Below are 25,375 nucleotides of genomic sequence, written 5' to 3'. Positions count from 1 at the left end.
CGAGGCCAGGACGCGCGAGCTGCTGGAGCAGCTCACCGGCGCCGCCGACGAGCGCGGCCTCGCCCGCGCGGCCGCCCTCGGGTCATGGGCGCCCGCGTGCCTCGACCTCGCCGCGGACCGGCCCGCCGACGCGGCCGCGCGGCTCCGCCTTCCGGGCGGCGCCGGGCTCGCGCACCCGCCGGCGCGGCTCCTCGCCGTCCCGCACCTGGTCGAGGCGCTGGTCCGCGCCGGCGAGCACGATCCGGCCGCGGGGGCCTACGAGCACTTCCGCCGCTGGGTGGACGGGATCGGCTCGCCCCCGGGCCGGAGGCGCTCGGCCGGCGGTGCCGGGCCCTGCTGGCCGGATGCGACGACGAGGCCGGCGAGCACTTCGCCGAGGCCCTCCGCCTGCACGAGGCCGCCGGCGCCGTGTTCGAGCTGGCCCGCACGGAGCTGCTGTTCGGGCACCGGCTGCGGCGCGGGCGGCGGCCCCGCGCCGCCCGCGAGCACCTGCGCGCCGCGCTGCGCGTCTTCGAGCGCTACGGCGCCGCCCCGTGGACGGCGCGGGCCCGCGCCGAGCTGCGCGCCGCCGGGGAGACCGCGCCGCGGGCGGCGAGCGGGTTCGGCAAGCTCACCGCGCAGCAGGCGCACATCGCCCGGATGGCCGCCGAGGGGGCCACCAACCGGGAGATCGCTGCGCGCCTGCTGCTCAGCCCGCGGACCATCGACCACCATCTCCGCAACGTCTTCACCCGCCTCGGGATCCGCTCGCGCGTCGAGCTGGCCCGGCTGATCCGCTGATCCGGCCGGCCGCCGGTCAGCGGGCCTCCTGGTACTCCTCCTCGCGGTCCTCGGTCTTGCTCCCGCGGGGGGCGGAGGAAGAGGAGGAGCTCCGGGTGCCTCGGCCGTTGCTCCGGGAGCCCTTGGCCTCGGAGTCCATGGAGTCCTTGGAGTCCCTGGCGCTCTCGGAGCCCTTGGAGGACGCGGAGCCGTTGCCCTTGCCGGACTTCTCCTCTTCCTCCGTGGCCTCGTCGTGCGTCCGGACGACCTCGCTGTCGCGGATCTCGCCGCGCCAGCCCTCGATCTCGTCCGCGCGGGTGAGCGAGTTCGTCATCACGTACCGGCGGAAGTGCTTCAGTTCGAGCCGGGCGCGGCGGCCCTGGGCGCGCCAGAGGTTCCCGGTCCGCTCCATGAAGCCCTGCGGGTGGTACTCCAGGACGACCAGGACGCGGGTCAGGTCGGGCGTCACCTCGTGGAAGCTGACGGACCCGTGGGCGTAGCCCTTGGGGCCCTTCGAGCGCCACACGATGTGCTCGTCGGGGACCTGCTCCTTGATCGTCGATTCCCAGGTCCGCGCCGACCAGAAGATCTTCGCCTTCCAGTTCAGCCTGGTCTCGTCGGCCTGGTCGACGCTGACGACCTTCTTCATGAAGGACGGGTAGTCCTGGAACCGCGTCCACTGGTCGTAGACCAGCCGGCGCGGCGCGCCCACGTCGATCTGCTCGACGATGTTGGTCGGCTTCCCCTTTCGTCCCCGCCCGAAGATGCCGACGAGGGTCTCCTTCAGGGCCGTCCAGCCGAAGCTCAGCAGCGCGCGGAAGGGGGACCTGCCCTCCTGCAGCGCCTTCACTCCGGCCAGGGCGGCCCTTCCCAGCGGGCCGGCCTGCTCCGCCCTAGCGGTGAGGCTCCGGACCGCGCGGTCGAGCCGCCGTTCGAGCCTGGTGACGAGCCCCGCCGCGGCACGGCGTGCCAGGCGCAGCGCCGAGAGCGCGGCCAGCGCCGCGCCGGCGCCGGCGGCCGCACCCGCGATCGGGCCCGTCCGGAGTCTCATGTCCTGTCCACCTCATCGTCCAACTCGGGTACGGCGCCGGGTTACCCGGTCAAGCAGGTGCAAAACAGGACGCAGGCAAGATGCGGGACATCTCGGACGGCTGGCCGCATCAGGACGAGGTCTCGGGCGGGGCCTGGAGCGAACGCGCGGACGCTGCTGTCGGGCGACCAGACCAGCCCAGCGTGGACACCGGACCAGATCAGCGTCTCGGAAACCTGACATAACGGTTGAGATTCGTGCTTTACGGCCCCCTTGAACTGGTACGGACCAGTGTTTATCTTCATCCCCACCACGCGCGTTTGTGCTCGGGGGGCGTTCACACCGCGCAGAATCTTTCATGCGCGAAAGCCGGAGAAGGCGGGGACAGATGAAACGGCACCTCATGGGCGTCGTCGCCGCGGGCCTGACCGTGGCACTCGGCGTCAGCGGCTGCGGCAAGGGCAGCTCGTCGGGAGGCGACTCCGACGGCAAGACCATCAAGTTCGTCGCCGCGATCTACGACGACAACACCAAGCCCTACTGGGACGCCCTGATCAAGGACTTCGAGGCGAAGAACTCGGGCTACAAGGTCAACCTGGAGATGGTCGACTGGACCCAGATGGACGCCAAGGTGAAGACCTACGTCCAGACCAAGCAGGTTCCGGACGTCCTCAACTACAACGCGTTCTCCGACTTCGCCCGCGACGGCCTCATCTACAAGGCCGACGAGGTGCTGTCGCCGGGCACGCTCGGCGACTTCACGCCGACCTTCGTCCAGCAGGCGCAGTACAACGGCGCGCAGTACGGCCTGCCGTTCATCTCCAGCGCCCGCCTGCTCTTCTACAACAAGGCCCTGTTCAAGAAGGCCGGCATCAGCGACCCGCCCGCCACCTGGGACGAGGTCAGGTCCGACGCGGAGAAGATCAAGAAGGCGGGCGCCACCGGGTACGGGCTGCCGCTCGGCCCCGAGGAGTCGCAGGCCGAGTTCTACTCCTGGGCGATGAACAACGGCGGCGGCTGGGTCGACGCGTCCGGCAAATGGGCGATCAACCAGAAGGCCAACGTCGACACCCTCGCCTTCCTCAAGGAACTCAACAAGTCCGGGCTGACCCAGCCGAACCCGGAGACCACCGACCGCAAGACGGTGTTCAACCAGTTCGCGCAGGGCAAGATCGGCATGGCGATCGGCGGACCGTTCACCAAGGCCGGATTCATCGACACGGTGAACAAGGAACTGGACTTCGGCGTCGCGCCGCTGCCGAGCAAGAGCGGCACCGAGCACAACACCCTCGGCGTCATGGACGTCCTCGCCGCGTTCAAGAAGGACGGCGGCAAGAACAAGGAGGCCGTCAAGAAGTTCCTCGACTTCTTCTACCAGAAGGAGAACACCTCGAAGTTCCTCAAGACCGAGGGCTTCCTCCCGGTGACGAAGTCGGCCGGCGACGCGCTCAGCGCCGACCCGTACATGAAGCAGTTCGTGGACGCGCTGCCGACGTCGAAGTTCGCGCCGACGTCCAACCCGGCGTGGTCGGCGGTCGCGGGCGCGGTCAAGCAGGACCTCGGCACCGCCGCCGCGAACGAGGACCCGAAGAAGATCCTGGACAAGATCCAGGAGACGGCCGAGAAGGCCGGCTGAGTGCGGGATCTCACCACCGCGGAGCGGGGGGCCGCCGCCTCGGCGGCCCCCCGCCCCTCGCTCCTGCGGCGGACCGGACGCGCCCTGGCGCCGCTGCCGTGGCTCGCCCCGTCCCTCGCGCTCATCGCGATCGTGGTGCTGTGGCCCGTCATCGAGATGGTCCGCACCTCGCTGCAGAAGATCAGCTCGTCCGGCGTCACGCTCGGCTACCGGGGCGGCGGCAACTACACCGACCTGTTCGGTGAGGACGACCTCGTCCCGGTCGTGCTGCGGACGCTGCTGTGGGTCGCCGGGGTCGTCGTCATCACGATGGTGCTGTCGCTCGCCCTCGGCCAGCTGCTGAACGCCCGCTTCCCCGGCCGCCGCGTCGTGCGCTGGGCCGTCATCGTCCCGTGGGCGGCGTCGGTGCTGATGACGGCGCTGATCTGGAAGTGGATGCTGGACAACTACTCCGGCCTGGTCAACCGCGTGCTGCTGGACCTGCACGTGATCGACGAGCCGGTGAACTGGCTGGCCCACCCGGGCCAGGCGATGCTGTGGATGATGTGGGTGGCGGTGTTCGTCTCGCTGCCGTTCACCTCGTTCGTCATCCTCGCCGGGCTCCAGACGATCCCCGGCGAGGTGTACGAGGCGGCCCGCGTCGACGGCGCCGGGCCCGTGCGCACCTACCTCGCCATCACGCTGCCGCTGCTGCGGCCCGCGATCCTCATCGCGTCGATCATCAATGTGATCAACGTGTTCAACTCGTTCCCGATCATCTGGGCGATGACGGGCGGCGGCCCCGGCAGCAAGACCGACACCACCACCACCTTCATGTACAAACTCGCCTTCTACGACCAGAACGTCGGCGAGTCCGGCGCGATGGCGGTCGTGAACTTCGCCCTGATCCTCGTGATGGTGCTGCTGTACCTGCGCGCCGCCCGCTGGCGGGAGGAGGTCCGATGACGCGCCGGATCGTCCTCACGGGCGTCGGCTGGCTGGTCGCCCTGGCGTTCCTGCTGCCCTACCTGCAGATGTTCGTCACCGCGCTCAAGCCCGAACGGGAGCTGACCAGGTCGCCGGGCACCTACCTGCCGGCGCACTGGACGTGGTCGAACTTCGCGGACGTCTGGTCGGCCGCGCCCGTCTGGACCTACATGCGGGTGTCCCTCACCGTCGCGGCCGCCGCCACCCTGGTCACCCTCGCCTGCGCGATGCCCGCCGCGTACTACACGGCCCGCAACCGCTTCCGGGGGCGCGGGGCGTTCCTGCTGCTCGTCCTGGTCACGCAGATGTTCGCGCCGACGGCGCTGGTGATCGGCATCTACCGGGAGATGGTCGCGCTCGACCTCACCGACACGCTGCTGTCGCTCATCCTGGTGAACGCGGCGTTCAACCTGCCGTTCTGCATCTGGATCCTGCACGGCTACTTCTCCAGCATCCCGAAGGAGCTGGAGGAGGCCGCGTTCCTGGACGGCGCGGGCCGCGTCCGCGCCCTCACCCGCGTCACCCTGCCCATCTCCATGCCGGGCGTCGTGACCGCGGTCGTCTACACGTTCATCGCGGCCTGGAACGAGTACATCGTGGCGCTGACGGTCACCGCGTCCCCGGACCGCCGTCCCCTCACGGTCGGCATCCCGTCCTTCGTGACCCAGTACCAGGCGCACTGGCAGTACCTGTTCGCCACCTCGCTGATCGCGATCGTTCCGGTGGTCGTCCTGTTCGTCTTCATCGAGCGCTACCTCATCGGCGGCCTGACGGCGGGCTCGGTCAAGTGACGCTGATCGGCCTGGACGTGGGCGGCACGACGATGAAGGCCGCCCTGGTCGGTGAGGGCGCGCGGGCGGGCGAGGACTCGGCGGTCCTGGCGAGCGAGTCGCGGCCCACCGACCGGGCCGACCCGGTGGGCGGGATCCTCGACTTCGCGGCGCAGCTCGCCGCCCGCGCCGCGGCCCTCGGCTCCCCCGCCCGCGCCGCGGGCATCGCGCTGCCCGGCATCGTGGACGAGGCGGCGGGCACGGCCGTCCACTCCGCCAACCTCGGATGGCGGGACGTCCCGATCCTGCGCCTGGCGCGCGAGCGCCTGGGCGTCCCCGTCGCCGTCGGCCACGACGTCCGCACCGGCGGCCTGGCCGAGGCCGTGCTGGGGGCGGGCCGCGGCGCGGGCGACTTCGTCTTCACGGCCATCGGGACCGGCATCGCCGCCGCCCTGGTCCTGAACGGCACGCCCTACCCCGGGACGGTCGGCTGGAGCGGCGAGATCGGCCACGTCGTCGTCCGTCCCGGCGGCGAGCCCTGCGCCTGCGGGAACCGGGGCTGCCTGGAGACCTACGCCTCGGCCTCCGCGGTCTCCCGCCGCCACGGCGAGGGCGTCCCCGCCGAGGAGGTGGTCGCGCGGGCCGGGCGGGGCGAGGAGAAGGCGGGACGGGTCTGGTCGGAGGCCCTCGACTGCCTGGCCGACGGCCTCGCCGCGGCGACCCTCCTGCTGGACCCGGGCCTCATCGTCGTGGGCGGCGGCCTCGCCCGCGCCGGGGACGCGCTGCTGTCCCCCCTCGAATCCCGCCTGGCCGCCCGCCTGAAGTTCCGCGCCCCGCCCCGCCTGCGCCGCACGGAGCTGGACGACCAGGCGGCCGTCAAGGGCGCGACGATCCTCGCCCACCGCGCCCTCGCCGACGGCTGAGTGTTGTATCCCCCGGGCCCTTGAGTTCTAGGAGGGCATTTTGTGGGCGCAGCCTTCGGTCGAGCGGCCGGAGACGCCGGCGAGTACCAGGCGGAGCTCCGCCAGCGTGTCGTCCAGCGCGGCGCGCTGGTCCGCGGCGCGCGCGACGTCCAGGGCGCTTTCGCAGAGCCCGCCGTACAGCAGCGAGGTCGCGGGATCCAGCGGCCGTTCGGAGATGCACCCGGCCTCGACGGCGATGGCCAGCCCGCGCCGCATCTGGTCCTTGCATCCCGCCTGGATGTCGCGCATGGCGGACCAGCCGAGCGCCCCCGGCGCCTCCACCAGGGTGATCCGGCGGACGGCGGGTTCCAGCGACGCCTCCAGCATGGCGCGGCAGCCCGCGAACACGCCGTCCCAGGGGTCCCGCTCGGTCTGGAACGCCTGCCGGACGAGCGCCGCGAGCCTCTTCTGCTCGGCGGCGTAGAGCTCGCGGAAGACGTGTTCCTTGTTGCTGAAGTGGTGGTAGAAGGCGCCGCGCGTCACCTGGGCCCTGGCGCAGATCGCGTCCAGGGTGGTGGCGGCGAACCCGTCGGCGGCGAAGAGCTCGCGGGCCGCCGCGACCAGGGCGCCCGTGGTCGCCTCGGTGCGTTCCCGCTGACTCCGGCGCGCATTCGTGTTCGTTGCCACCCGCACATCCTCTCGTCCTGCGTCGAGAACAGGAGAACGCACGCGGGGGCGGGTCTCGGAGGGACCCGGCTGCTCGTCCTCGAATCCGAGCGGCCGTCACACGTCCAGAAGGGGCAGGATCCGGTCGGCGATCGACACGTCCTTTCCGCTCCACAACCGCCGCATCGCCTCGATCGACTCCTCCAGGCGGCTGAAGCGGGTCCGGAAGGGGACGCCGCCCGCGGCCCGGTCGCGGGTCGGCAGCAGGTGACCGATCTTCACGTGATCTCGTTCCCGTGCGGGATCGCCGGTTCGGCACCGGAGCCGCGCGCGTCCTGGAGGAGGACGTCCGCCAAGGCGCGCGGTGCGGTGACCATGGCGTCGTGACCGACGTCCAGGATCGTGGGCGCCCAGCCGTGCTCATCGGCGATCCGGGCGAACGGCATGGGGCCGTCGGGCGTGCAGAGCACCGCGCGGCACGGGATCGCGTCGACGGCCCCCGACAGGCGGGTCGGCTCGGAGAACGTCCGCCGCGGGTGGGGCGTCAGCTTGGACTCCAGCCATGCGGCCTGGTCGGGCTCGGTCACGCCGACGGTGGCCGCGGGGGCGGCCGGGATCAGCCCGTCGACCGCGGTCGACTCGGCCCAGTCGCGGAAGAAGGCGGGGGCCAGGTCGTCCAGCGACTGCCCGTCCCGGCCCGCCCAGGCGTCGACCAGGGTGATGCGGGCGACGCGTTCCGGCATGCGGTCGGCGGCCTCGCGCACGACGAGACCGGCGTAGCTGTGCCCGGCGAGCACGACGTCCCGGAGATCCTCGTACCTCAGCAGGCCGAGGATGTCGTCCGTGTGCGTCCGCAGGCCGACCTCGGGCCCCGCCAGGTGGGCTCGCTCACCGAGACCGGTCAGCGTCGGGGTGTGGACCTCATGCCCCGCCTCCCGCATCCGCGCGGCCACGGCGCGCCAGCACCAGCCGCCGTGCCAGGCGCCGTGGACCAGCACGTACGTCGTCATCGCGCCGCCTCCTCCGCCCGCTCGCGCCAGGCGGTGAACTTCGCCGCCGCGGCCTCGGTGGACAGTCCGAGCTGCTCGCACATCTGATGGAAGTCGAAGAAGAACCGCTCATGTGCGATCAGTCCGTCCCGCACGGTCCAGTGGCAGGCGAAGGGCAGTGCGAAGGACCTGCCCGTGGGTTCGATCCCCACCAGTCCCGACTTCATGGTGGCCCGGACCGTCCCGGCGCCGACGGCCAGCTCACCGGCCTCGACCAGGTACTCCAGTTCCACGCCATAGTCGGGGAAGGTACGCAGGAACGCGGTGTTCTGCCGGGCGACCTCGTCCCAGCCGGTCGCGACGGCCCGGAAGGGGATCGTCTCGAAGACGACGTCCGGGTGGCAGAACCGCATCGCCGCCGGGACGTCGGCACGGCTCTTCGCCCGCGCGTAGGCCCGTACGACCTCGGTCGGCGCGGCGTGCTTCTCGGGCATTCCGGTGTCCTCCCGTCTCACGCGGGCTCGCCGACCGCGAGCACGATCTTGCCGGTGGTGCGTCCGCCGGCGACGCGCTCGTGCGCGGCCGCCGCCCGCGCCAGCGGGAACACCGCGTCGACGTGCACCCGGAGCCGGCCTTCGGCGACGAGCCCGGCCAGCGCGCCGAGCCCCGCGCCGTCGGGGTCGACGAGATAGTCCACGGCGCGCACGCCGAGCTCGCCGGCGCGCTCGTGCAGCCCCGGGGTCCAGGCCGCCTGGCCGCTGACCAGGACGCCGCCCGGCCGCAGGCAGTCCAGCGCGCCGAGCCCCGCCCGGCCGCCGAACATCTGGATGACGACGTCCACGTCCCGCACCACGGCGGACACCTCGGCCGAGGTGTAATCGACCACTTCGTCCGCGCCCAGCCCGCGGACGAAGGCGTGCTTGGCGGCGCTCGCGGTGCCGGTCACATGCGCGCCGCGGGCCTTGGCGATCTGGACCGCCAGATGCCCCACGCCCCCGGCCGCGCCCGCGACCAGGACCCGCTGCCCGGGAGCGACGGCCGCGACCTCGACGAGCATCTGCCACGCCGTCAGCCCCGCCAGCGGCAGCGCCGCCGCCTCGGTGAAGTCCAGGCCCTCCGGAATGCGGGCGAAGTGGCGCGCGGGGGCGGTGACGTACTCGGCGTAGGCGCCCGCCGCCCGGGGGAACCACGGCATCCCGAACACCCGGTCGCCGGGCCGGAACCGGGGCGTGCCGTAGCCGGTCTCCACGACCACCCCGGCGACGTCCCAGCCGTTGATGAACGGCAGGTCGAGCACCCGGTTGTACGCCTGCCCGCCGCGCGTGTGGACGTCCACCGGATTGACCCCGGCCGCCGCGACCTCGACGAGCACCTCGCCGAAGACCGGCGCCGGTCGGTCCACCTCGACCAGTGCCATGGTCTCGGTGCCTCCCCACGCCGACTGCTGTACCGCCTGCATGAGCGTTCCTCCTGAAGAGATCCCTCAGGATGCTACATACGTACAGCATGTATGTAAATGCCCGCGCGTATCCGTCATCAGGCGTCGACCGACTCGGGCAATGGCGCCGTCGCCATCGGGCAGGACGAACTCGTCCGCCTCTGCTAGGCAGCGAACACCCTGGTCAGCACACGCTCATGGATCCGCCGGACGGGCCCTGGTCCTTCTCGACGAACGCGGCCAGGTTGGCGAGGGCCATCCGGGTGCCGGTCTCGTTGTCGGCGGCGGGGACGATGTCGGGCAAGCCCTCGTGCACGATGAGCACGTCCGTGCCGCCGCCGGCCTCGGTGAGCGTCGTGGTCATCGTCATCTCGCCCTGGAGTGCGGGGTCGTCGGTCTCGAACGCGAACACCTCGACCACGCGCTCGCCGGGCACCAACTCCACGAACCGGCCGTGGTAGGTGTCGGTGCGCGCCGACGACTTGCCGGTCCCGGTCGGCGCCTCGTAGGTGAGCGAGATCCGGAACGCGCCGCCCTCGCGTCCGTCGAACTCGTGCACCTCGCTGGTCATGCCGTCCGGCACCCGCCACGTCATGATCGCGTCCGCGTCCACCAGGGCCCGGAAGACGTCCATCGGCCGTGCCCTCACATGCCGCGACACCCGCGTCGAGTACATGCGCCCACCCTACGGAACCCCTCCGACATGGACCGGAGTCGCGGGCACAGGGCCCGCCCTGCCGACCTTGACAGCGGCGGTCTCCCCGGGACGATCATCCGCAGGGGTGGCAGCACGGAGGTCACCCGACACGCCAAACAAGGGAAACCGAGATGGCTAAGCAGAAGAACCCGCAGCGCTTCGACAACGCCACGCCGGGCATGGGGAACGCGAACGCGATCATGCTCAAGAACCAGGCGGAGCTGTCGCCGACCGGCAAGGTCGACGTCCAGTCCGGCCACAACGGCAACCACCACACGATCACGACGGTGAGCGGCGACCAGTCCGCCACCGAGATCGAGGCCCAGGTGGAGCAGGCGCGGGAGTAGTAGTGATCCGCGCTCGCTGACGCTCTGAGCACAACTTCCGAGGCCCTGGGGAGCACCACCGTCCCCAGGGCCTCTCCTTGTCTTCGATGCGGCCGGTCGGCGGGTGGTCCGGCTTGTAGTGTTTCGGCGTGTTCATGGGGCGAGACCGCGAGAGGGACCGCGTCGCCGGGGTTCTCGGGGACGCCCGTTCCGGGCTCGGCGGGGCCCTGGTGATCCGGGGCGAGGCGGGGATCGGCAAGACCGCGCTGCTCGGCCGGGTCCCGGCGGACGCCGGGGACATGCGGATCATTCGCGGCACCGGCGTCGAGTCGGAGAGCGAGCTGGCGTTCGGCGGGCTGCACCTCATGCTGCATCCGTACCGCGACCGGTTCGGCGCGCTGCCCGAGCAGCAGGCGGCGGCGCTGCGCTCGGCGTTCGGGCTCGCCGCCGGGCCGGCCGGCGACCGCTTCCTGATCGGCGCCGCCACCCTCACCCTGCTGTCCGAGCTGGCCTGCGACCGGCCGCTGGCGTGCCTGGTGGACGACGCGCAGTGGCTCGACAGCGCCTCCCTGGACGCGCTGCTGTTCGCCGCCCGCCGGCTCGGCGCCGACCCCATCGCCATGATCTTCACGGTCCGGGACGGCGCCCGCCCCTTCCCCGACCGCGGCCTGGAGGTGCTGCGGCTGGCCGGCCTGGACCGCGGCGCCGCCGAGGAACTGGTGGCGGCGCACGCGCCCGGCCTGACCGTGCCGGTGCGGGAGCGCCTGCTGGACGAGGCGGCCGGGAATCCGCTCGCGCTCATCGAGCTGGGCGGCGCCCTGCGGTCGCGGCCGGCCCATGCCGCCGGTCCGCTGCCGGTCGGCGGCAGGGTGCAGGAGACGTTCCGGCGCCGGCTGGCCGAGCTGCCGGACGCCACCCGCCGGCTGCTCCTGGTCGTCGCCGCCGACGGCACCGCCGACCTCGGCATCGTCCTGCGCGCCGGGGACGCGCTCGGCCTGACACCGGCCGATCTCGGACCGGCCGAGGAGGCCGGGCTCGTGGTCCTGGACGGCGGGGAGGTGCGGTTCCGCCACCCGCTGATCCGCGCCGTGGCCTACCAGGACGCGGCCCACCACCGGCGGATCGACGTCCACGGCGCCCTGGCGGGCGTCCTGCACGGCGACGAGCACGCCGACCGGCGCACCTGGCACCTGGCCGCGGCCGTGACCGGCCCGGACGAGGGCGTCGCCGCCGGGCTCGAACGGGTCGCGCACCGCGCCGAGCTGCGCGGCGGGACGGCCGCCGTCGCCTCCGCGTACGAGCGCGCCGCGCGGCTCAGCACCGAGCCGGAGGGCAAGGCCCGCCGGCTCGTCCACGCGGCGCGGGCCTCCTACGACGCGGGCCGGCCCGACCAGGCCACCCGCCTCGCCGAGGAGGCCGAGCACCTCACCGCGCACGACGGCGTCGTCGCCGAGGCCACCTTCATCCGCGCCCAGGTCGCCTACGAGCGCACCTCGCCCGCCGCCGACGCCGAGCTGGCGCTGCGGGGCGCGGCGCTCATCGCCGGAAGCGATCCGGAGCAGGCGGTGTCCATGCTGACGGAGGCCGTCTGGTCCGCCCGGGACGCCGGCGCCCACGGCCTGGTGCGGCGCGGCGTCGAACTGCTCGGCACGGTGCGGCTGCCCGCGGGCTCGCCGAAGGCGCCGGTGGCCGCCGCGCTGATCGCCTACGGGCGGCTGGCGGACGGCGCGCCAGGGGCCGTCCCGGCGATGCGGGCCCTCTTCGAGGCGGCGCGCAGCGGCGAGGTCGAGGAGGCCGTCGAGCTCGTCATCGGCGGTTTCATGGGCCTGCTCGTGGCCGACGACCGCGCCGCGACCGCGCTGCTGGAGTCCATGGCCGCGCAGGCCAGGGCCCGGGGCGCGCTCGGCTGGCTCCCCTACATCCTGGAGGCGCTCGCGATCGGGCGGGTGCTGCTCGGCGACCTGCGCGGAGCGGATGCCGCGGCGGCCGAGGGCATGTCGCTGGCCGCCGACATCGGCATGGACACGCAGGTGACGGCGCTGCGGTGCATCGTGGTGCGGCTGGAGTCGGACGCCGGGCGCAGCCGGGCCCTGGCGGCGGACGTCCTCGGGCACGCCGACCTGCACCCGACCAACACCGCGCTCGCGGCCTGGGGCCTCGGCCTGCTCGACCTGGCCGAGGGGAACGCCGGAGCCGCCCTGGAGCGGCTGGACGCGGTGTGCTCCGGCCCGGCCCGGCACGACGTGCCGATCCGCGCCGTCCCCGACCACGCGGAGGCGGCGGTGCGCGCCGGGCGCCCGGAACTGGCCCGCACGCACCTCCCCGCGTTCGAGACGTGGGCGGCGGCCACGTCGAGCACGGCCCTGGTCTCCCGCTGCCGCGCCCTGCTCGCCCGGGGGGACGAGCCCGACGAGCACTACCGCACCGCCCTCGGCCTGCACGGCGACCGCGCCTACGACACCGCGCGGACGCGCCTGCTGTACGGGGAATGGCTGCGCCGCCGGCGCCGCCGCACCGAGGCACGGGAGGAGCTGACCGCGGCGCGGGAGGCGTTCGCCCGGCTCGGCGCCGAGTGCTGGGCCGAGCGCGCCCGCGCCGAGCTGGAGGTCCTCGGGGACCGGCCGGCGGCCCGTTCCGGTGACGCCGACCCCCTGAGACGGCTGACCCCGCAGGAGCTCCAGGTCGTGCGGCTCGCCGCCGCCGGGCTCAGCAACCGGGAGATCGGCGCGCGGCTCTACCTCAGCCCCCGCACGGTCGGCCACCACCTCTACAGGGCGTATCCGAAGATCGGCGTCACCCGCCGCGCGGAGCTGGCCCGGCTCGTATCGGGCACCTGACTTAGCCCTGCCGCCGCGTCCGCCGGGGCCGCCTCGTCCGAACCGCTTCCCGGGGCCGTCCACCCCCGCCGGCCTGCGCCGTCGCACGCCCGTCCGATGACCGATGCGGGCCGTCCGGCCGCGCTCGTAGCGTCGTGGCACTCGAACGAAACGGAGAGCCACGATGCTTCTGGAGAACAAGACCGCGGTCATCTACGGCGGAGGCGGCACCATCGGCGGCGCCATGGCGCGCGGCTTCGCGGCCGAGGGCGCCCGGGTGTTCCTCGCCGGCCGCACCCCCGCCAAGCTCGACGCCGTCGCCGAGGAGATCCGGGCCGCGGGCGGCCTCGCCGAGACGGCCCGCGTGGACGCCCTGGACGAGGACGCCGTGAACGGCTGGGTCGACTCGGTCGTGGAGACGGCCGGCAGCGTCGACGTGTCGGTCAACCTCATCACCCAGGACGCGCTGTTCCGGCCCATGATCGAGATGCCGGCGGCGGACTTCGGCCGGGCCATGGAGAAGATCGCGCGCTCGTTCCTGGTGACCACCCAGGCCGCGGCGCGGCACATGGTCAAGCAGGGCTCGGGCGTGATCCTGCACTTCGGCGGATCCGACAGCACCAACCGCGCGACCGGCCTCGGGAGCGTGCAGATCGGGTGCGACATGGTCGAGGCGATGCGCCGCCAGTGGGCGTGCGAGCTCGGGCCGCACTCGGTCCGCGTCCTGTCGATGCGCACCGGCGGGATCCCCGGCGACGCCATGCCGGACCCGGTGAAGCAGCAGATGGTGGACGCCACGCTGCTCAAGCGCGCCGCGACGCTCACCGACGTCGGCCGCGTCGCCGCCTTCCTCGCCTCCGACCACGCCGCCAGCCTGACCTCCACCCAGGTCAACATCACCGCCGGCGCCCTCGTCGACTGACAGGCCCCGCTCCCTCCGGCGAACCGAGGCTCGCCGGAGGGAGCGGGACGCCGTCGGCGGGCTCCGCCTCCGTTCAGCCGCGTCCGCCCGGCTTCGGGACGAAGGAGGACACCGTCAGGGCGCCCCAGCCCGTGATCTGGCCCTGCTTCACGGGCAGCAGGCCGGGCTCCCGGCGGTCCTTCACGGCGATGACACGAAAGCCCAGGTAGGCATAGGTCTTCGGGTCGATGAAGATCTCGCTGCGCAGGTAGCCGTCCTCGACGCGGTAGAGCGTGACCCCGCGGCGGCGTCCCAGATCGGCGGGCCTGCGCCATCTCGGCCCGTTCGTCGGCACGGGAATGGTGGCGCTGCTCCTCGGGACGAGGTTCTGGCTCCCCCAGATCCTCTCCCTGCGGAAATGCGCCCGGGTGCTGAACGTCTACGACTTCGGGTTCCGCTCCCCCGTGATCAAGTCGGACCTGCGCGGCCACGGGATGCGGTCCCTGACCCTCGGCGACGGCTCTGCGCGCATGGCGGCCCGGGAGCCGCTGTGCTCCGACCGCTGGCCCAGGGGGATCGAGCACGGCGTGTGGTTCGCCGGGGACGACCCCTTCGGCGGGGTGATCCTCGTCCCGGACACGGGCGAGCTGATGTGCGTGCAGCCCGCGGCATGGCCGGCGCACGACAGGGATCGGCGGCAGGCCGGTCCGGATCGCCGGGAGAGGGCCGCGCGGGCCGGTCTCGCGCGAAAGACGATCTAGCGGCTACGGGGTGATGACGAGCTTGCCGCGCGTGTGCCCGCCGCGGCTGGCGTCGAACGCCTCGCCCACCTTCTCCAGCGGATACGTCCCGGCGACCTCTACCGCCAGCGCGCCGCGGTCGGCCATCGCCGCGAGCTCCGCCAGCTTCGCGCCGCTCGGACGGACCCAGACCCAGTGCCCGCCGTGCTCGCCGACCGTGTCGTCGGCGATCGACACGTGCCGCCCTCCCGCGGCCAGGACGGCGAGGGTCGTGTCGAGCCGCCCGCCCACGAAGTCGGCGACGGCGGTCACCCCGCCGGGCGCCAAATCCCGGACGCGCTCGACCAGCCCGTCCCCGTAGGCGACGGGCTCGGCGCCGAGACCGCGCAGGAAGTCGTGGTTCTTCGGGGAGGCCGTGCCGATGACGCGGGCGCCGCGGTCCCGCGCGATCTGGACCGCCAGGCTCCCCACCCCGCCGGACGCCGCGTGGACGAGCAGGACGTCGCCCGGACCGATCTCCAGGCGGTCCAGGGAGCGCTGCGCGGTCATCCCGGTGAGCGGCAGCCCGCCGGCCTGGTTCCAGTCGAGCGACGCGGGCCTGCGCGCCACGTCGTCCGCCGCGACCGCGACGTACCGCGCGAACGTCCCGGCGCCGACGACGTCCTTGCGGGCGTAGGACATGACCTCGTCGCCGTCCGCGAACTCCGGCGTGTCGGGACCCCGCCCCCGCACGACCCCGGCGACGTCCCAGCCGGGGACGACGGGGAACATCGCGTCCATCATCCCGTCCAGGCCGCCGGCCATGACCTTCCAGTCCACGGGGTTGACCCCCGCCGCGCGGACCTCGATCAGGACCTGCCCGGGGCCGACCTTCGGGTCCGGGACGTCCCCGACCGTCAGGCGCGAGTTGTCGGCGGCATAGGAGTCATAGGTGACGGCACGCATGCCCTCAACCTGCCACCGCGCCCACCCGGCAAACATTCGACGCGTAGGGATTCCCCTACGCTTGACAGGTAGGAAATACCCTACGTATCTTCGGGCGCATGAACATCACGCACGTGCGGCTGCTGACCGTGCCGGTCTCCGACCAGGACGCGGCCAAGGACTTCTACGCGACCAGGCTCGGCTTCGAGGTGGTCGTCGACCGCTCGACGGGCCCGGTGCGCTGGCTCCAACTGGCGCCGAAGGGCGCGGAGACGAGCGTCGTCCTGGCGAACCACGTGCGCGGCGCCGTGCACGGGCTGATGCTGGAGACGACCGACCTCGACGCGGACTGCGAGCGCCTGCGCAGCGCGGGGGTGCGGGTCGAGGGCCCGCAGGACCTCCCGTGGGGACGGCAGGCGACGCCGACCGACCCCGACGGCGACGGCATCGTGCTGGCCGCGCGGTGACGGCGGACGTCTTCGCGGCCCTGGCCAGCCCCGTCCGGCGGGAGATCACCACCCTCCTGCTGGACGGGCCGCGCCCGGTCAACGACCTCGCGGCGCACTTCGCGATGAGCCGCCCGAGCGTGTCGGAGCACCTGAGGGTGCTGCGCGACGCCGGCCTGGTCAGCGAGCGGCGCGACGGCCGGCAGCGCCTCTACCGGCTGGAGCCCGCGCCCCTCCGCGAGCTCTCGCGGTGGCTCACTCCCTACGAGCGGTTCTGGCGGGAGAAGCTCTCCAACCTGCGCGACCTGCTGGACGAGGAGGGCCTGTGACACCCGTCGCCGAGAACCACACCACCAGCCCGGGTCTTCGGTGCGTGCTGCGGTGGGTTTCTGCCGGCGGATTCCTAACGCGAGTCCAGGGCCGGTGGAATCCATTGGAGGTGGCGCCGTATATGCGACGACATCTTCGAGTCCAGCCGCACATGCAGCTGAGCATTCCCGCAGGCCGCGCAAATGTAGGCGTCGAAGACGGGCTGCTTGGCCCCGAACGAACCCCCGCCCGTCTTGCGGAGCCCGCTCTGTGCCACGTACTCGCCCTGGAACACCTCGCCGGCGCCGCACGCGCCGCACTGCCCGTAGCGCATATCCCCATTCGTCATGAGATCACCCTAGGTTTCGCACTCGGTGACGGGCATCGTCATCACGTGACGGCGCCGCCCGGGTGCTCCTCCCTGGCGCGGCGCGCCTTGGGCACCACGTCTGGCGAGCGCCGACCCAGACCGTCGGGAGAGTCCCGATGTCGGGCGCCGTCGCCTTCGCCTTCGCCGATTTCTGCTTCGCCTTCGCCGATTTCCGCCTGATAGGACACGGGACAGGGGAGAACATGAGTGGTGAGCGGGCCTCGATCGAGGTGGACGAGTTCCTGCCGCATCCGCCGGCGAAGGTGTGGCGGGCGCTCACCGAGCCGGACCTGCTGGCCCGGTGGCTGATGCCGAACGACTTCAAGGCCGTCGTCGGGCACCGCTTCACGTTCACCGCCAAGCCGATCCCGGTGGCCGGCTTCGACGGGACGATCGCGTGCGGCGTCCTCGACGTGGAGGAGGCCCGGCTCCTGCGCATCAGCCGGCGCGGCGGCGGCCTCGACACGACGGTCACGTGGCGGCTCGTCCCCGAGGGACGTTGTCGAAGTCGGGTCAGGCGACGGGCTCCAGGGGCGGGTCGTCGGCGAACTGGGTGCGGTAGAGGTCGGCGTAGCGGCCGTCCGCGGCGAGGAGTTCCTCGTGGGTGCCGCGTTCGATGATGCGGCCGCTCTCCACGACGAGGATCAGGTCGGCGGCGCGGACGGTGGACAGGCGGTGCGCGATGACCACGGCGGTGCGGCCGTCGAGGGCCTCGGTCAGGGCCTCCTGGACGGCGGCCTCGGACGTGGAGTCGAGGTGCGCGGTGGCCTCGTCCAGGATCACGACGCGCTGGCGGGCGAGCAGCAGCCGGGCGATGGTGAGGCGCTGGCGCTCGCCGCCCGACAGGCGGTAGCCGCGCTCGCCGACGATGGTGTCGAGGCCGTCGGGCAGGCCCTCGATGAGGGCGTCGAGGCGGGCGCGGCGCAGGACGTCCCAGAGCTCCTCCTCGGGCGCCTCGGGGCGGGCCAGCAGGAGGTTCTCGCGGATCGACTCGTGGAACAGGTGCCCGTCCTGCGTCACCATGCCGAGCGTGTCGCGGATGGCCTGGAACGACAGGTCGCGGACGTCGACGCCGCCGAGCCGGACGGCGCCGGAGTCGACGTCGTAGAGGCGCGGCAGCAGCTGCGCGATCGTCGACTTGCCCGCGCCGGACGAGCCGACCAGGGCGACCATCTGGCCGGGCTCGGCGCGGAACGAGACGTCGTGCAGGACGTCGACGCCGCCCCGGGTGTCGAGGGTGGCGACCTCTTCGAGCGAGGCGAGGGAGACCTTGTCGGCGGACGGGTAGGCGAAGGTGACGCCGTCGAACTCGACGGCCACCGGGCCCTCGGGCACGTCACCGGGCTCGGGCTTCTCGGCGACGAGCGGCTTGAGGTCGAGGACCTCGAAGACCCGCTCGAAGCTGACGAGCGCGCTCATCACCTCGACGCGGGAGCTGGCCAGGGCGGTCAGCGGCGCGTAGAGGCGGGTGAGCAGCAGGGCGAGGGCGACGACCGCGCCGGCGTCGAGGTGGCCGCGCAGGGACAGGAACCCGCCGACGCCGTAGACGAGCGCCAGGGCGAGCGCCGAGACCATGGTGAGCGCCGTGATGAAGACGTGCTGCACCATCGCGGTGCGGACGCCGATGTCGCGGACGCGGCGGGCCCGGGCGGCGAACTCGGCCGACTCGCGGGCCGGGCGCCCGAACAGCTTCACCAGCGTCGCGCCGGGGGCGGAGAACCGCTCGGTCATCTGCGTGCTCATCGCGGCGTCGTGCGACGCGGCCTCGCGTTCGAGCTTCGCCAGGCGGCTGCCCATCCGGCGGGCCGGGAGGACGAAGACGGGCAGCAGGACCAGCGCGAGCAGGGTGATCTGCCAGGAGATGCGCACCATCACGCCGAAGGTGAGCAGCACGGTCACGAGGTTGCTGACCACTCCGGAGAGGGTGTCGCTGAAGGCCCGCTGAGCGCCGATCACGTCGTTGTTCAGCCGGCTGACCAGGGCGCCGGTGCGGGTGCGGGTGAAGAACGCGACCGGCATGCGCTGGACGTGGTCGAACACGGAGGTGCGCAGGTCGAGGATGAGGCCCTCGCCGATGCGCGCCGAAAGCCAGCGGTTGATCAACCCGAGGGAGCCCTCGGCCAGCGCCAGGGCCGCGATCACGATGGCCAGCCACACGACCGTGGACGTGGCGTCATGGTCGACGATCGCGTTGACGACCCATCCGGCGAGGACGGGCGTCGCCACGGCGATGACGGCCATCATCACGCTGAGCAGGAGAAAGGCCGTGAGTATGCCCCGGTGCGGGCGGGCGAAGCGGCCGATGCGCCGCAGCGTCGCCCGGGAGAACGGCCTGCTGTCCCGCGCGTTCATGGCGTGGTGCAGTGACATCCACGCCGTGACTTCCATGTCCATGGAGACCCCTGTGATCGTTAGCCTGGAACAGCAAGCATGCGACCTCAAGAAAGGTTGAGGTCAAGCCGCCGCCGGACCCCAGGGTCTCGCGGGGGTACGACATTTCCGCGAGGGAAGGGCGCCTGTGGACATCGACGAGCTCCGGTCCGACACCCCCGGCTGCGCGAAGGTGGCCCATCTCAACAACGCCGGGGCCGCGCTGCCGCCGCGTCCCGTCATCGACGCCGTCGCCGGGCACTTCGAGCTGGAGACGCTGATCGGCGGATACGAGGCGGCCGAACGCAACGAGGCGCCCATCGCCCGCTTCTACGACGCCGTCGCCAGGCTGATCGGCGCCCGCCCCGGCGAGATCGCCTTCGTGGAGAACGCGACCCGGGCGTGGGACATGGCGTTCTACGCGATCCCCTTCGCGGAGGGCGACCGCATCCTGACGACGACGAGCGAGTACTCCAGCAACGCCATCGCCTACCAGCACGTGGCGGCGGCCAAGGGCGCGCGTGTGGAGGTCGTCCCGGACGAGGCCGACGGCGCCCTCTCGCTGGACGCGCTGGAGGCCGAACTGGCCAAGGGCGACGTCCGGCTGGTGTCGCTGAACCACATCCCCACCCACAACGGGCTCATCAACCCGGCCGCCGAAGTCGGGCGGCTGTGCCGCGCGCACGGCGTCCTGTTCCTCCTGGACGCGTGCCAGTCGGTGGGCCACCTCGCGGTGGACGTCGAAGAGATCGGCTGCGACATCCTGTCGGCGACGGGGCGCAAGTTCCTGCGCGGCCCGCGCGGCACGGGGTTCCTCTACGTCCGGCAGGAGATCCTGCGGACGCTCGTTCCGCCGTTCCTCGACCTCCAGGCCGCCGAGTGGAAGGCGCCGGACGGGTTCGAGATGCGCGAGGACGCGCGGCGGTTCGAGACGTGGGAGCGGCACGTCGCGGGGCAGATCGGGCTCGGCGTCGCCGCCGGCTACGCGGCCGACCTGGGGATGGCGCGGATCGAGGAACGCGTCCTCGGTCTCGGCGCCCGGCTCCGCGAGGAACTGGCCGCCCGGCCCGGGATCACCGTCCTGGACAGGGGCGCGCGGCCTTCCGGGATCGTCACGTTCACCGTGGACGGACGCGACCCGGCCTCCGTCAAGGCCGCGGCCAGGGAGCGGGGCGTGAACGTCAACGTGACCGACCCGCTCTCACACGGATACGACCCGCACGCCCGTCCGGCGGCCGTGCGGGCCTCCGTGCACTACTACAACACCGACGAGGAACTGGACCTGCTCCTGTCCGTGCTGCCCTAGCAACGCCGGGCACGCGGCCCGGGACCGGCCCCGGCCCGCCCCCGCTCCCGGGTCCGTGCCCGCTCGGGCAGGCGGCGTCAGGTGTTGGAACGCGCCGCGCTGATGTCGGCCAGCGCCGACGTCGCGTCCCTCTCGATCGCCAGGTCGCCGATGGACACGATGCCCACCGGCCGGCCGTCCTCCATGACGGGGAGCCGCCGCACGGACCGCTCGCGCATGATCTGCGCGGCCTTGTCGACGGAGTCGTCGGGCCCGACCGTCGCGGTCACCCTGCTGGCGATCTGCCCGATCCTGGCCTGGGAGGGGTCGCCGCCCGCGGCGAGCCCGCGCACCACCAGGTCGCGGTCGGTGACGACGCCCTTCAGGTCGTCGCCCTCCGCCACCAGGACCGCACCGATCTCCTCGTCGCGCATCGCGCGCGCCACGGTCACGATGTCGAGCTCCGGCGACACCGACGTGGGCGAGCCGGTCATGATGTCGCGGACTTTCGTGGCCATCGCTCACACACTCCTTGCTCGTGGTCGTAGCCGGGACGATGCGGCCCCTACCCCTGAGGAAGGGGATCACTCATCGCGTCCGGAACGGCGCGAGCACCTTGCGGGCGGCGGGCTCGTCCACCACGAGCCGGTTCGGGTCCGCGGGCGCCGGACGGACCGGGATCGTCGTGGCGGCGACCCCGCCGCTCGCGTCGAACCCGCGGGCGAGCGTGCGCAGCGCCCCGGCGTCCAGCCTCGGCGTGCTCTGGACCGAACCGGCCACGACGGTGAGGAAGCGCGCGAACCTCAGCGGGTCCTCCGCCATGACCTTCTCGGCCTGGCGCGCCAGTGAGGCGAGGAACCGCTGCTGGCGCTGCACGCGGTCGAGGTCCGAGCCGTCCCCGAGGCCGTGCCTGATCCGGACGTAGGCGAGCGCCTGCTTCCCCTCCAGCCGGTGCCGGCCCGCGGAGAGCCTCAGCCCGGAGTTCGCATCGTCGACCGCCGTCGGCAGCGTCACCTCGACCCCGCCGAGCGCGTCCACCACCTTCGTGAACCCGCCGAAGTCGATCACCACGGTCTGGTCGATCCGGACGCCGGTCAGCGCCTCCACCGTCCTGCGCGCGCAGGAGGCTCCGCCCAGCGGGAGCGCCGTGTTGATCGCCGCCTGCCGGGCCGCCGTCCGCCCGCACGCGGGGATCCGCACGAGGACGTCCCGCGGGATGCTCACCACCCGCGGGCTCCTCCGGTCGGCGGGGACGTGCACGAGCATCAGGGTGTCCGAGCGCGGCGGGCCGCCGCGGCGGGCGTCCAGGCCGAGGACCAGCACGTTCAGCGCCGTGGCCGGGGCGGGCGCGGTCGAGCCGGTCGCCGCGGGCCGACCGCCGCGCCCGTGCAGGAGCACCGCCGGGACGAGGATCGCCGCGGCCGTCACCGCCGCGACCACGCCGAGCAGCGTCCAGCGCAGCATCCCCGTCCGGCGCGGCATCCCCGTCCGGCGCGGCATGCCGCGGCGCCCGCGGCGCGCCTCGTCCAGCAGCCGGTTCCGCTGGCGGGCGAGGGACGGCGGCGGCTCGTGCTCCAGGTCGCGGCCGAGGTCGCGGATCAGGTCCAGATCGTCCACGGTCACGCCTCCTCGCGCGTCGGGTCGGTGTCGCCGAGCGCCGCGCGCACCTTGCGCCGGGCCCGGTTGAGACGGGAGCGGACCGTGCCGATCGGGATGCCGAGCGCCCGCGCGGCCTCCTCGTAGGACAGGTCGCCCCACGCCACCAGGAGCAGGACGTCCAGGTCGCGGCGCGCCAGGCCGGACAGGGCCGCCGTCAGCGCGGGACGGGTCGCCGACGCGGTCACCCCCGCCGCCACGCGGTCGTCGGGCCCCTCCACCGGGCCGTCCACGGGGCTGCGCCGCAATGCGCGGTAGCGCGCGGCCTCCGCCCGGTGGTGCCGCGCGGCCAGCTTCGTCGCGATGCCGAACAGCCACGGCCGCGCGTCCCGCTGCTCCAGGTCGTAGCGGTTCCGCTTGCTGAACGCGACCAGGAACGTCTCCCCGACCACGTCCTCAGCGGACTCGGGCCCGAGCCTGCGGGAGACGTACCGGTAGAGCATCGCCGAATAGCGGTCGAACAGCGCGGCGAACGCCTCGGGATCGGCGAGCGAACTCTCGATGAGAGCGGCGTCGCACTCCCGAGCCGTCGGGGGAACGGTCATCGCGACCACCATGGCATGCGCACCGGGCCTTCCCGTGCGGGGACGTTGTCAGCGGTGTATCTCCGCAACCCGCTTTTCAGGTTCACGGCCGACACGGCGCCGCCGATACGGATCCTGGCGAACCTTCCCGATAAAATGCGCATCCTCTATATGCACGGGGTTGTCGGCAGGACCGCTCCGCCGCCTGTCGGGGACGAGCAGAGGGGGTCTGCACGTGGGCGACGACGCCGAGCTTGACGCGGAACCGGCGCGCAACAGAACCGCCGAGTTCCGCGTGCCGGTGAAGGTCAACCTGACCCGTCCGGACATCGCCGTCCGCCGTCCCGCCAAGCCGCGGGACGAGCCCGAGGACGAGGCCACCGACGAAGGCCCGGACGACGGCCCGGACGAAGGTGTGGACGAGGCCGCCGTCGCGGAAGCCGTCGAAGAAGCCGAGGAAGCCGAGGAAGCCGCCGACGAGGTCGGCGACGAGGTCGGCGACGAGGCGTCCGAGGAACCGGCGGGTCCGACCTGGTACGTCCAGTTCACACCTCCTCCCCAGAACGAGGAGCCCGAGCAGGAGGAGCCTTCTTCCGCCGCTCCTCCGCCCCCGGAGACCAAGCCCTGGCGTCCCACGTCCCCGTCCGTCCAGGACGAGGAGCCCGCCGAGGAGCCCGCCGAGGAGGACGACACCGCCTCCCCCGCGGCGGAGGAGTCCCCGGCCGCCCAGACCACCGCGCCCCAGCAGGACCGGGCGGCCGACGCCGCGCCGCCGGAACAGCGGGAACGCGCCGACGACGCTCCCGAGGCGCGCGGTGCTCCGGCACCGCGCCACGCCGCGCCCCCCGAGTCCGACGACGATCCCCCACCGGCGGTGACGCCGCGAAGCAGCGGCCGCCACGCGATTCGCCCCGCGACCGAGCCCCCTCAGGGCGCGTCCGAGCCGGAGACAGAGCAGGAGGCGGCGGGCGACGCCCCTGAGGCCCGTCCCGGCGCGGGGCGGCGACGCGCGGCCCCGCACACCTCCTCCACACCGCCGGAACACCAGCAACACCCCGGCGACTTCTACGAGCCGCGCGGCAGGCGAGCGCGCCCCGGGCCGCCCGACGCCGAACGTCCCCAGGACGCGCCCGCGTCGGCGCAGCAGGGCCCGCCCGGAAACGTCCGCGAGCCCCGTGCCGGCGCCGCGCCGGTGACTCCGTCACGACCTGCGCAACGCCCCGAGACGGGCCGTCCCCACCCCGCGCCCGCCGAACGCCCCCCGGGTGCGGCTCCGCACACCGCCCCCGCGCCGCCGCAACACCAGGAACGCCCGGGCGACGTCCTCGAGACGCGCGGCGACCGGGCGCTGCCCGCCCCGCAGCGACCACCCGCGCCGCCCGAGACCGAACACCCCCGGTCCGCGGCGCCGGCCATGTGGCCGGAGGCGCCCGGCGGCGTGCATTCGCCCGCCGGACCCACGCGGGTCGAGCGGCTGCCCGATCTGTCGGCGCAGGACGGGCCCTGGGAGGCCGCGCCTCCGGCTCCGGCGGCGCGGACGTCCGGGCAGTGGAGCGTGCCCTGGGACGGAACGGCCGCACCGGCCCTGCCGGCGCCGCAGGCCCCGCAGGCTCTCCCGGCCCCGCAGGCGCCTCCGGTCGCGCCCTCCGAGCCGGAGAAGCGGAAGAGCAGGCGTCGCTGGCCCGTCGTCGTCGCGGCGCTGCTGGTCCTCGTGGCCGGGGTCGTGGCCGGTCAGCTGCTCCGGCCGCCGCCCGACCCCACGGTCCGGCTGACCATCGCGTCGAGCCACACCTTCCCCGGGCAGGCCCCGTCGCTGCCGTGGCCCGCGGTGGGCCAGGCGGTGCTCTACGTGGACGGGGTCGGGACGATGGGCGCGTCGGGCGGGGCCGTGCCGACGCCCACGGCGAGCGTCGCGAAGGTCATGACGGCCTACGTCTACCTGAGCGAGCATCCGCTGAAGTCCGGCGAGGCGGGGCCGGTGCTCACCGTGTCACCGCAGGCGGCGGCGCAGATACCGGCGCGCAAGCGGCGCGGCGAGTCGCTGCTCGGCGTCACGGCGAACCAGCGGCTGACGCAGCGCAAGGCGCTGGAGTCCCTGCTCATCATCTCGGCGAACGACGTGGCGCACGAGCTGGCGCGCTGGGACGCCGGGAGCGACCAGGCGTTCGTGGCGAAGATGAACGCCGCGGCGCAGCGGCTCGGCATGACCTCCACGCGCTACACCGACCCGAGCGGCTACCACTCCGGCACCGTCAGCACCGCCGCCGACCAGGTGAAGCTGCTGCGGGCGGCCATGCAGATCCCGGCGTTCACCGAGATCGTGAACAACCGGATGTACGTGCCGGACGGCGGCGGCCCCCCGCGGCAGGGCGGCAACTTCATCCTGGGACGCAACGGCGTGGTCGGCGGCAAGACCGGCTACACGGACGCGGCGGGCGGGAACTTCGTGTTCGCCGCGCGCCGGAACGTCGGCGGCGCGCAGACCCTGATCGTCGGCGCGGTGATGGGGCAGCGCTCCCCCAACGCGGCGGACGCCGTCAACGCGGCGGAGGGCATCCTCGTCGCGGCCGAGCAGGCCATGGTCGTGGCGCCGCTGGCGCGCCCCGGGCAGAGGGTCGGCTGGCTCGACGACGGGCTCGGCGGCCGGAAGGCGCTGACCGCCGCGTCGCCGGTGAACGTCGTCGGCTGGCCCGGCCTCACCGTGCCCGTCAGGTTCGACGGCGACCCGCCCGCCGAACTCGGCAGCGGCGCCAGGGCCGGTGCCGTGGACGCGGGCGCCGCCCGCGTTCCGGTCGAGGTCGGCACCGGGCGCTCCCCGTCCATCCTCAAGCGCCTGACCCGCCTCGGCTAGACGC

General features: G+C 73.4%; 30 protein-coding genes. 14 read left to right on the top strand and 16 right to left on the bottom strand.

Going from position 1 to position 25,375, the window contains the following annotated elements:
• Positions 1 to 82 precede the first annotated feature (82 nt).
• Complete coding sequence (locus ACQEU6_RS36540; RefSeq protein ID WP_499338166.1) at positions 83 to 265, bottom strand: hypothetical protein; 183 nt, start codon at positions 263 to 265, stop codon at positions 83 to 85.
• 143 nt (positions 266 to 408) lie between these two features.
• On the opposite strand from ACQEU6_RS36540, the gene ACQEU6_RS36535 reads away from it, so the two are divergent.
• A complete protein-coding gene (locus ACQEU6_RS36535; RefSeq protein ID WP_499338165.1) occupies positions 409 to 780 on the top strand; it encodes a helix-turn-helix transcriptional regulator in 372 nt (123 codons plus the stop codon).
• Positions 781 to 796: 16 nt separating this feature from the next.
• Here ACQEU6_RS36535 and ACQEU6_RS36530 read toward each other — a convergent pair whose 3' ends face one another.
• A complete protein-coding gene (locus ACQEU6_RS36530; protein ID WP_499338164.1) occupies positions 797 to 1,810 on the bottom strand; it encodes an SRPBCC family protein in 1,014 nt (337 codons plus the stop codon).
• Positions 1,811 to 2,177: 367 nt separating this feature from the next.
• Here ACQEU6_RS36530 and ACQEU6_RS36525 point away from each other — a divergent pair, with 367 nt between their 5' ends.
• The 4 genes from ACQEU6_RS36525 to ACQEU6_RS36510 are packed head-to-tail and all read left to right on the top strand — an operon-like array spanning position 2,178 to position 6,084.
• Positions 2,178 to 3,425: an extracellular solute-binding protein gene (locus tag ACQEU6_RS36525; protein ID WP_499338162.1), complete on the top strand. Its 1,248-nt coding sequence runs from the start codon at positions 2,178 to 2,180 to the stop codon at positions 3,423 to 3,425.
• The gene (locus ACQEU6_RS36520; protein WP_499338161.1) at positions 3,426 to 4,370 is read left to right on the top strand and encodes a carbohydrate ABC transporter permease; all 945 of its coding nucleotides are present in this window, start codon (positions 3,426 to 3,428) and stop codon (positions 4,368 to 4,370) included.
• Positions 4,367 to 5,182 (top strand): carbohydrate ABC transporter permease, encoded by an 816-nt coding sequence (locus ACQEU6_RS36515; protein ID WP_499338159.1) that lies wholly within the window; start codon positions 4,367 to 4,369, stop codon positions 5,180 to 5,182. The genes ACQEU6_RS36520 and ACQEU6_RS36515 overlap by 4 nt, the downstream gene beginning before the upstream one ends.
• Positions 5,179 to 6,084, top strand: a complete 906-nt coding sequence (locus tag ACQEU6_RS36510; protein ID WP_499338158.1) for an ROK family protein — start codon at positions 5,179 to 5,181, stop codon at positions 6,082 to 6,084. The genes ACQEU6_RS36515 and ACQEU6_RS36510 overlap by 4 nt, the downstream gene beginning before the upstream one ends.
• Positions 6,085 to 6,111: 27 nt before the next feature.
• On the opposite strand, the gene ACQEU6_RS36505 is transcribed toward ACQEU6_RS36510, so the two are convergent.
• The 6 genes from ACQEU6_RS36505 to ACQEU6_RS36480 all read right to left on the bottom strand — a co-directional run bounded on the left by ACQEU6_RS36505 (position 6,112) and on the right by ACQEU6_RS36480 (position 9,832).
• The gene (locus ACQEU6_RS36505) at positions 6,112 to 6,750 is read right to left on the bottom strand and encodes a TetR/AcrR family transcriptional regulator (RefSeq protein WP_499338156.1); all 639 of its coding nucleotides are present in this window, start codon (positions 6,748 to 6,750) and stop codon (positions 6,112 to 6,114) included.
• A gap of 96 nt (positions 6,751 to 6,846) precedes the next feature.
• Positions 6,847 to 7,011: a hypothetical protein gene (locus tag ACQEU6_RS36500; protein ID WP_499338154.1), complete on the bottom strand. Its 165-nt coding sequence runs from the start codon at positions 7,009 to 7,011 to the stop codon at positions 6,847 to 6,849.
• The gene (locus tag ACQEU6_RS36495; protein WP_499338152.1) at positions 7,008 to 7,739 is read right to left on the bottom strand and encodes an alpha/beta fold hydrolase; all 732 of its coding nucleotides are present in this window, start codon (positions 7,737 to 7,739) and stop codon (positions 7,008 to 7,010) included. Before ACQEU6_RS36495 ends, ACQEU6_RS36500 begins: the two co-directional genes overlap by 4 nt.
• The gene (locus tag ACQEU6_RS36490) at positions 7,736 to 8,212 is read right to left on the bottom strand and encodes an ester cyclase (RefSeq protein WP_499338151.1); all 477 of its coding nucleotides are present in this window, start codon (positions 8,210 to 8,212) and stop codon (positions 7,736 to 7,738) included. Before ACQEU6_RS36490 ends, ACQEU6_RS36495 begins: the two co-directional genes overlap by 4 nt.
• Positions 8,213 to 8,229: 17 nt before the next feature.
• Positions 8,230 to 9,177: an NADP-dependent oxidoreductase gene (locus ACQEU6_RS36485; protein WP_499338150.1), complete on the bottom strand. Its 948-nt coding sequence runs from the start codon at positions 9,175 to 9,177 to the stop codon at positions 8,230 to 8,232.
• Between the two features lie 163 nt (positions 9,178 to 9,340).
• Positions 9,341 to 9,832 carry an SRPBCC domain-containing protein gene (locus tag ACQEU6_RS36480; RefSeq protein WP_499338149.1) on the bottom strand — a complete coding sequence of 164 codons (492 nt, stop codon included), beginning with the start codon at positions 9,830 to 9,832 and terminating at the stop codon, positions 9,341 to 9,343.
• A 152-nt stretch (positions 9,833 to 9,984) separates the two neighbouring features.
• Here ACQEU6_RS36480 and ACQEU6_RS36475 point away from each other — a divergent pair, with 152 nt between their 5' ends.
• The 3 genes from ACQEU6_RS36475 (at position 9,985) to ACQEU6_RS36465 (ending at position 13,917) form a co-directional block, all read left to right on the top strand.
• The gene (locus ACQEU6_RS36475; RefSeq protein ID WP_499338148.1) at positions 9,985 to 10,200 is read left to right on the top strand and encodes a hypothetical protein; all 216 of its coding nucleotides are present in this window, start codon (positions 9,985 to 9,987) and stop codon (positions 10,198 to 10,200) included.
• Positions 10,201 to 10,334: 134 nt separating this feature from the next.
• The gene (locus ACQEU6_RS36470; protein ID WP_499340474.1) at positions 10,335 to 13,016 is read left to right on the top strand and encodes an ATP-binding protein; all 2,682 of its coding nucleotides are present in this window, start codon (positions 10,335 to 10,337) and stop codon (positions 13,014 to 13,016) included.
• A gap of 163 nt (positions 13,017 to 13,179) precedes the next feature.
• On the top strand, positions 13,180 to 13,917 hold the full coding sequence (locus tag ACQEU6_RS36465; protein WP_499338146.1) for an SDR family NAD(P)-dependent oxidoreductase: 738 nt from the start codon (positions 13,180 to 13,182) through the stop codon (positions 13,915 to 13,917).
• Positions 13,918 to 13,990: 73 nt separating this feature from the next.
• Here ACQEU6_RS36465 and ACQEU6_RS36460 read toward each other — a convergent pair whose 3' ends face one another.
• Positions 13,991 to 14,251: a hypothetical protein gene (locus ACQEU6_RS36460; protein WP_499338144.1), complete on the bottom strand. Its 261-nt coding sequence runs from the start codon at positions 14,249 to 14,251 to the stop codon at positions 13,991 to 13,993.
• 4 nt (positions 14,252 to 14,255) lie between these two features.
• Here ACQEU6_RS36460 and ACQEU6_RS36455 point away from each other — a divergent pair, with 4 nt between their 5' ends.
• Positions 14,256 to 14,657: a hypothetical protein gene (locus tag ACQEU6_RS36455; protein ID WP_499338143.1), complete on the top strand. Its 402-nt coding sequence runs from the start codon at positions 14,256 to 14,258 to the stop codon at positions 14,655 to 14,657.
• A 3-nt stretch (positions 14,658 to 14,660) separates the two neighbouring features.
• Here the strand turns inward: ACQEU6_RS36455 and ACQEU6_RS36450 are convergent, their stop codons facing one another.
• On the bottom strand, positions 14,661 to 15,581 hold the full coding sequence (locus ACQEU6_RS36450) for an NADP-dependent oxidoreductase (RefSeq protein WP_499338141.1): 921 nt from the start codon (positions 15,579 to 15,581) through the stop codon (positions 14,661 to 14,663).
• Between the two features lie 98 nt (positions 15,582 to 15,679).
• Here ACQEU6_RS36450 and ACQEU6_RS36445 point away from each other — a divergent pair, with 98 nt between their 5' ends.
• Both ACQEU6_RS36445 and ACQEU6_RS36440 read left to right on the top strand, forming a co-directional pair.
• Positions 15,680 to 16,027 (top strand): VOC family protein, encoded by a 348-nt coding sequence (locus ACQEU6_RS36445; protein ID WP_499338139.1) that lies wholly within the window; start codon positions 15,680 to 15,682, stop codon positions 16,025 to 16,027.
• Positions 16,024 to 16,335, top strand: coding sequence for an ArsR/SmtB family transcription factor (locus tag ACQEU6_RS36440; RefSeq protein ID WP_499338137.1), 312 nt, complete (start codon positions 16,024 to 16,026; stop codon positions 16,333 to 16,335). Before ACQEU6_RS36445 ends, ACQEU6_RS36440 begins: the two co-directional genes overlap by 4 nt.
• Before the next feature lie 74 nt (positions 16,336 to 16,409).
• Here the strand turns inward: ACQEU6_RS36440 and ACQEU6_RS36435 are convergent, their stop codons facing one another.
• Positions 16,410 to 16,664, bottom strand: coding sequence for a hypothetical protein (locus ACQEU6_RS36435; protein ID WP_499338135.1), 255 nt, complete (start codon positions 16,662 to 16,664; stop codon positions 16,410 to 16,412).
• 41 nt (positions 16,665 to 16,705) lie between these two features.
• Positions 16,706 to 17,026 (bottom strand): hypothetical protein, encoded by a 321-nt coding sequence (locus ACQEU6_RS36430; protein WP_499340617.1) that lies wholly within the window; start codon positions 17,024 to 17,026, stop codon positions 16,706 to 16,708.
• On the opposite strand from ACQEU6_RS36430, the gene ACQEU6_RS36425 reads away from it, so the two are divergent.
• Positions 16,916 to 17,305: an SRPBCC family protein gene (locus ACQEU6_RS36425; protein ID WP_499340472.1), complete on the top strand. Its 390-nt coding sequence runs from the start codon at positions 16,916 to 16,918 to the stop codon at positions 17,303 to 17,305. The genes ACQEU6_RS36430 and ACQEU6_RS36425 overlap by 111 nt on opposite strands.
• Here ACQEU6_RS36425 and ACQEU6_RS36420 read toward each other — a convergent pair.
• Positions 17,199 to 19,079, bottom strand: a complete 1,881-nt coding sequence (locus ACQEU6_RS36420; protein ID WP_499338133.1) for an ABC transporter ATP-binding protein — start codon at positions 19,077 to 19,079, stop codon at positions 17,199 to 17,201. The two genes, ACQEU6_RS36425 and ACQEU6_RS36420, sit on opposite strands and share 107 nt — an antisense overlap.
• 124 nt (positions 19,080 to 19,203) lie before the next feature.
• On the opposite strand from ACQEU6_RS36420, the gene ACQEU6_RS36415 reads away from it, so the two are divergent.
• Positions 19,204 to 20,361, top strand: a complete 1,158-nt coding sequence (locus ACQEU6_RS36415) for an aminotransferase class V-fold PLP-dependent enzyme (RefSeq protein ID WP_499338131.1) — start codon at positions 19,204 to 19,206, stop codon at positions 20,359 to 20,361.
• A gap of 77 nt (positions 20,362 to 20,438) precedes the next feature.
• Here ACQEU6_RS36415 and ACQEU6_RS36410 read toward each other — a convergent pair whose 3' ends face one another.
• The 3 genes from ACQEU6_RS36410 to ACQEU6_RS36400 form a co-directional block, all read right to left on the bottom strand.
• Entirely contained in the window at positions 20,439 to 20,858 is a 420-nt protein-coding gene (locus ACQEU6_RS36410) for a CBS domain-containing protein (RefSeq protein WP_499338130.1), read from the bottom strand.
• A gap of 70 nt (positions 20,859 to 20,928) precedes the next feature.
• Positions 20,929 to 21,963 carry an LCP family protein gene (locus tag ACQEU6_RS36405; protein ID WP_499338129.1) on the bottom strand — a complete coding sequence of 345 codons (1,035 nt, stop codon included), beginning with the start codon at positions 21,961 to 21,963 and terminating at the stop codon, positions 20,929 to 20,931.
• Entirely contained in the window at positions 21,960 to 22,541 is a 582-nt protein-coding gene (locus ACQEU6_RS36400; RefSeq protein WP_499338127.1) for an RNA polymerase sigma factor, read from the bottom strand. Before ACQEU6_RS36400 ends, ACQEU6_RS36405 begins: the two co-directional genes overlap by 4 nt.
• Before the next feature lie 214 nt (positions 22,542 to 22,755).
• Here ACQEU6_RS36400 and ACQEU6_RS36395 point away from each other — a divergent pair, with 214 nt between their 5' ends.
• Positions 22,756 to 25,371: a D-alanyl-D-alanine carboxypeptidase family protein gene (locus tag ACQEU6_RS36395; protein ID WP_499338125.1), complete on the top strand. Its 2,616-nt coding sequence runs from the start codon at positions 22,756 to 22,758 to the stop codon at positions 25,369 to 25,371.
• The last annotated feature ends 4 nt before the right edge of the window (positions 25,372 to 25,375 follow it).

Source organism: Spirillospora sp. CA-108201 (assembly GCF_050936235.1).
GTDB lineage: Bacteria > Actinomycetota > Actinomycetes > Streptosporangiales > Streptosporangiaceae > Spirillospora.
Note: the sequence above shows the minus strand (reverse complement) of the source record. Positions and strands in the feature narration are given on the sequence as shown.

What these genes read in the sequence shown, in the direction of transcription:
- ACQEU6_RS36530 (WP_499338164.1), bottom strand. Translation starts at nt 1,810, where the DNA reads ATGAGACTCCGGACGGGCCCGATCGCGGGTGCGGCCGCCGGCGCCGGC.
- ACQEU6_RS36525 (WP_499338162.1), top strand. Translation starts at nt 2,178, where the DNA reads ATGAAACGGCACCTCATGGGCGTCGTCGCCGCGGGCCTGACCGTGGCA.
- ACQEU6_RS36515 (WP_499338159.1), top strand. Translation starts at nt 4,367, where the DNA reads ATGACGCGCCGGATCGTCCTCACGGGCGTCGGCTGGCTGGTCGCCCTG.
- ACQEU6_RS36495 (WP_499338152.1), bottom strand. Translation starts at nt 7,739, where the DNA reads ATGACGACGTACGTGCTGGTCCACGGCGCCTGGCACGGCGGCTGGTGC.
- ACQEU6_RS36490 (WP_499338151.1), bottom strand. Translation starts at nt 8,212, where the DNA reads ATGCCCGAGAAGCACGCCGCGCCGACCGAGGTCGTACGGGCCTACGCG.
- ACQEU6_RS36485 (WP_499338150.1), bottom strand. Translation starts at nt 9,177, where the DNA reads ATGCAGGCGGTACAGCAGTCGGCGTGGGGAGGCACCGAGACCATGGCA.
- ACQEU6_RS36480 (WP_499338149.1), bottom strand. Translation starts at nt 9,832, where the DNA reads ATGTACTCGACGCGGGTGTCGCGGCATGTGAGGGCACGGCCGATGGAC.
- ACQEU6_RS36475 (WP_499338148.1), top strand. Translation starts at nt 9,985, where the DNA reads ATGGCTAAGCAGAAGAACCCGCAGCGCTTCGACAACGCCACGCCGGGC.
- ACQEU6_RS36470 (WP_499340474.1), top strand. Translation starts at nt 10,335, where the DNA reads ATGGGGCGAGACCGCGAGAGGGACCGCGTCGCCGGGGTTCTCGGGGAC.
- ACQEU6_RS36465 (WP_499338146.1), top strand. Translation starts at nt 13,180, where the DNA reads ATGCTTCTGGAGAACAAGACCGCGGTCATCTACGGCGGAGGCGGCACC.
- ACQEU6_RS36455 (WP_499338143.1), top strand. Translation starts at nt 14,256, where the DNA reads ATGGTGGCGCTGCTCCTCGGGACGAGGTTCTGGCTCCCCCAGATCCTC.
- ACQEU6_RS36450 (WP_499338141.1), bottom strand. Translation starts at nt 15,581, where the DNA reads ATGCGTGCCGTCACCTATGACTCCTATGCCGCCGACAACTCGCGCCTG.
- ACQEU6_RS36445 (WP_499338139.1), top strand. Translation starts at nt 15,680, where the DNA reads ATGAACATCACGCACGTGCGGCTGCTGACCGTGCCGGTCTCCGACCAG.
- ACQEU6_RS36435 (WP_499338135.1), bottom strand. Translation starts at nt 16,664, where the DNA reads ATGACGAATGGGGATATGCGCTACGGGCAGTGCGGCGCGTGCGGCGCC.
- ACQEU6_RS36420 (WP_499338133.1), bottom strand. Translation starts at nt 19,079, where the DNA reads ATGGACATGGAAGTCACGGCGTGGATGTCACTGCACCACGCCATGAAC.
- ACQEU6_RS36410 (WP_499338130.1), bottom strand. Translation starts at nt 20,858, where the DNA reads ATGGCCACGAAAGTCCGCGACATCATGACCGGCTCGCCCACGTCGGTG.
- ACQEU6_RS36400 (WP_499338127.1), bottom strand. Translation starts at nt 22,541, where the DNA reads ATGACCGTTCCCCCGACGGCTCGGGAGTGCGACGCCGCTCTCATCGAG.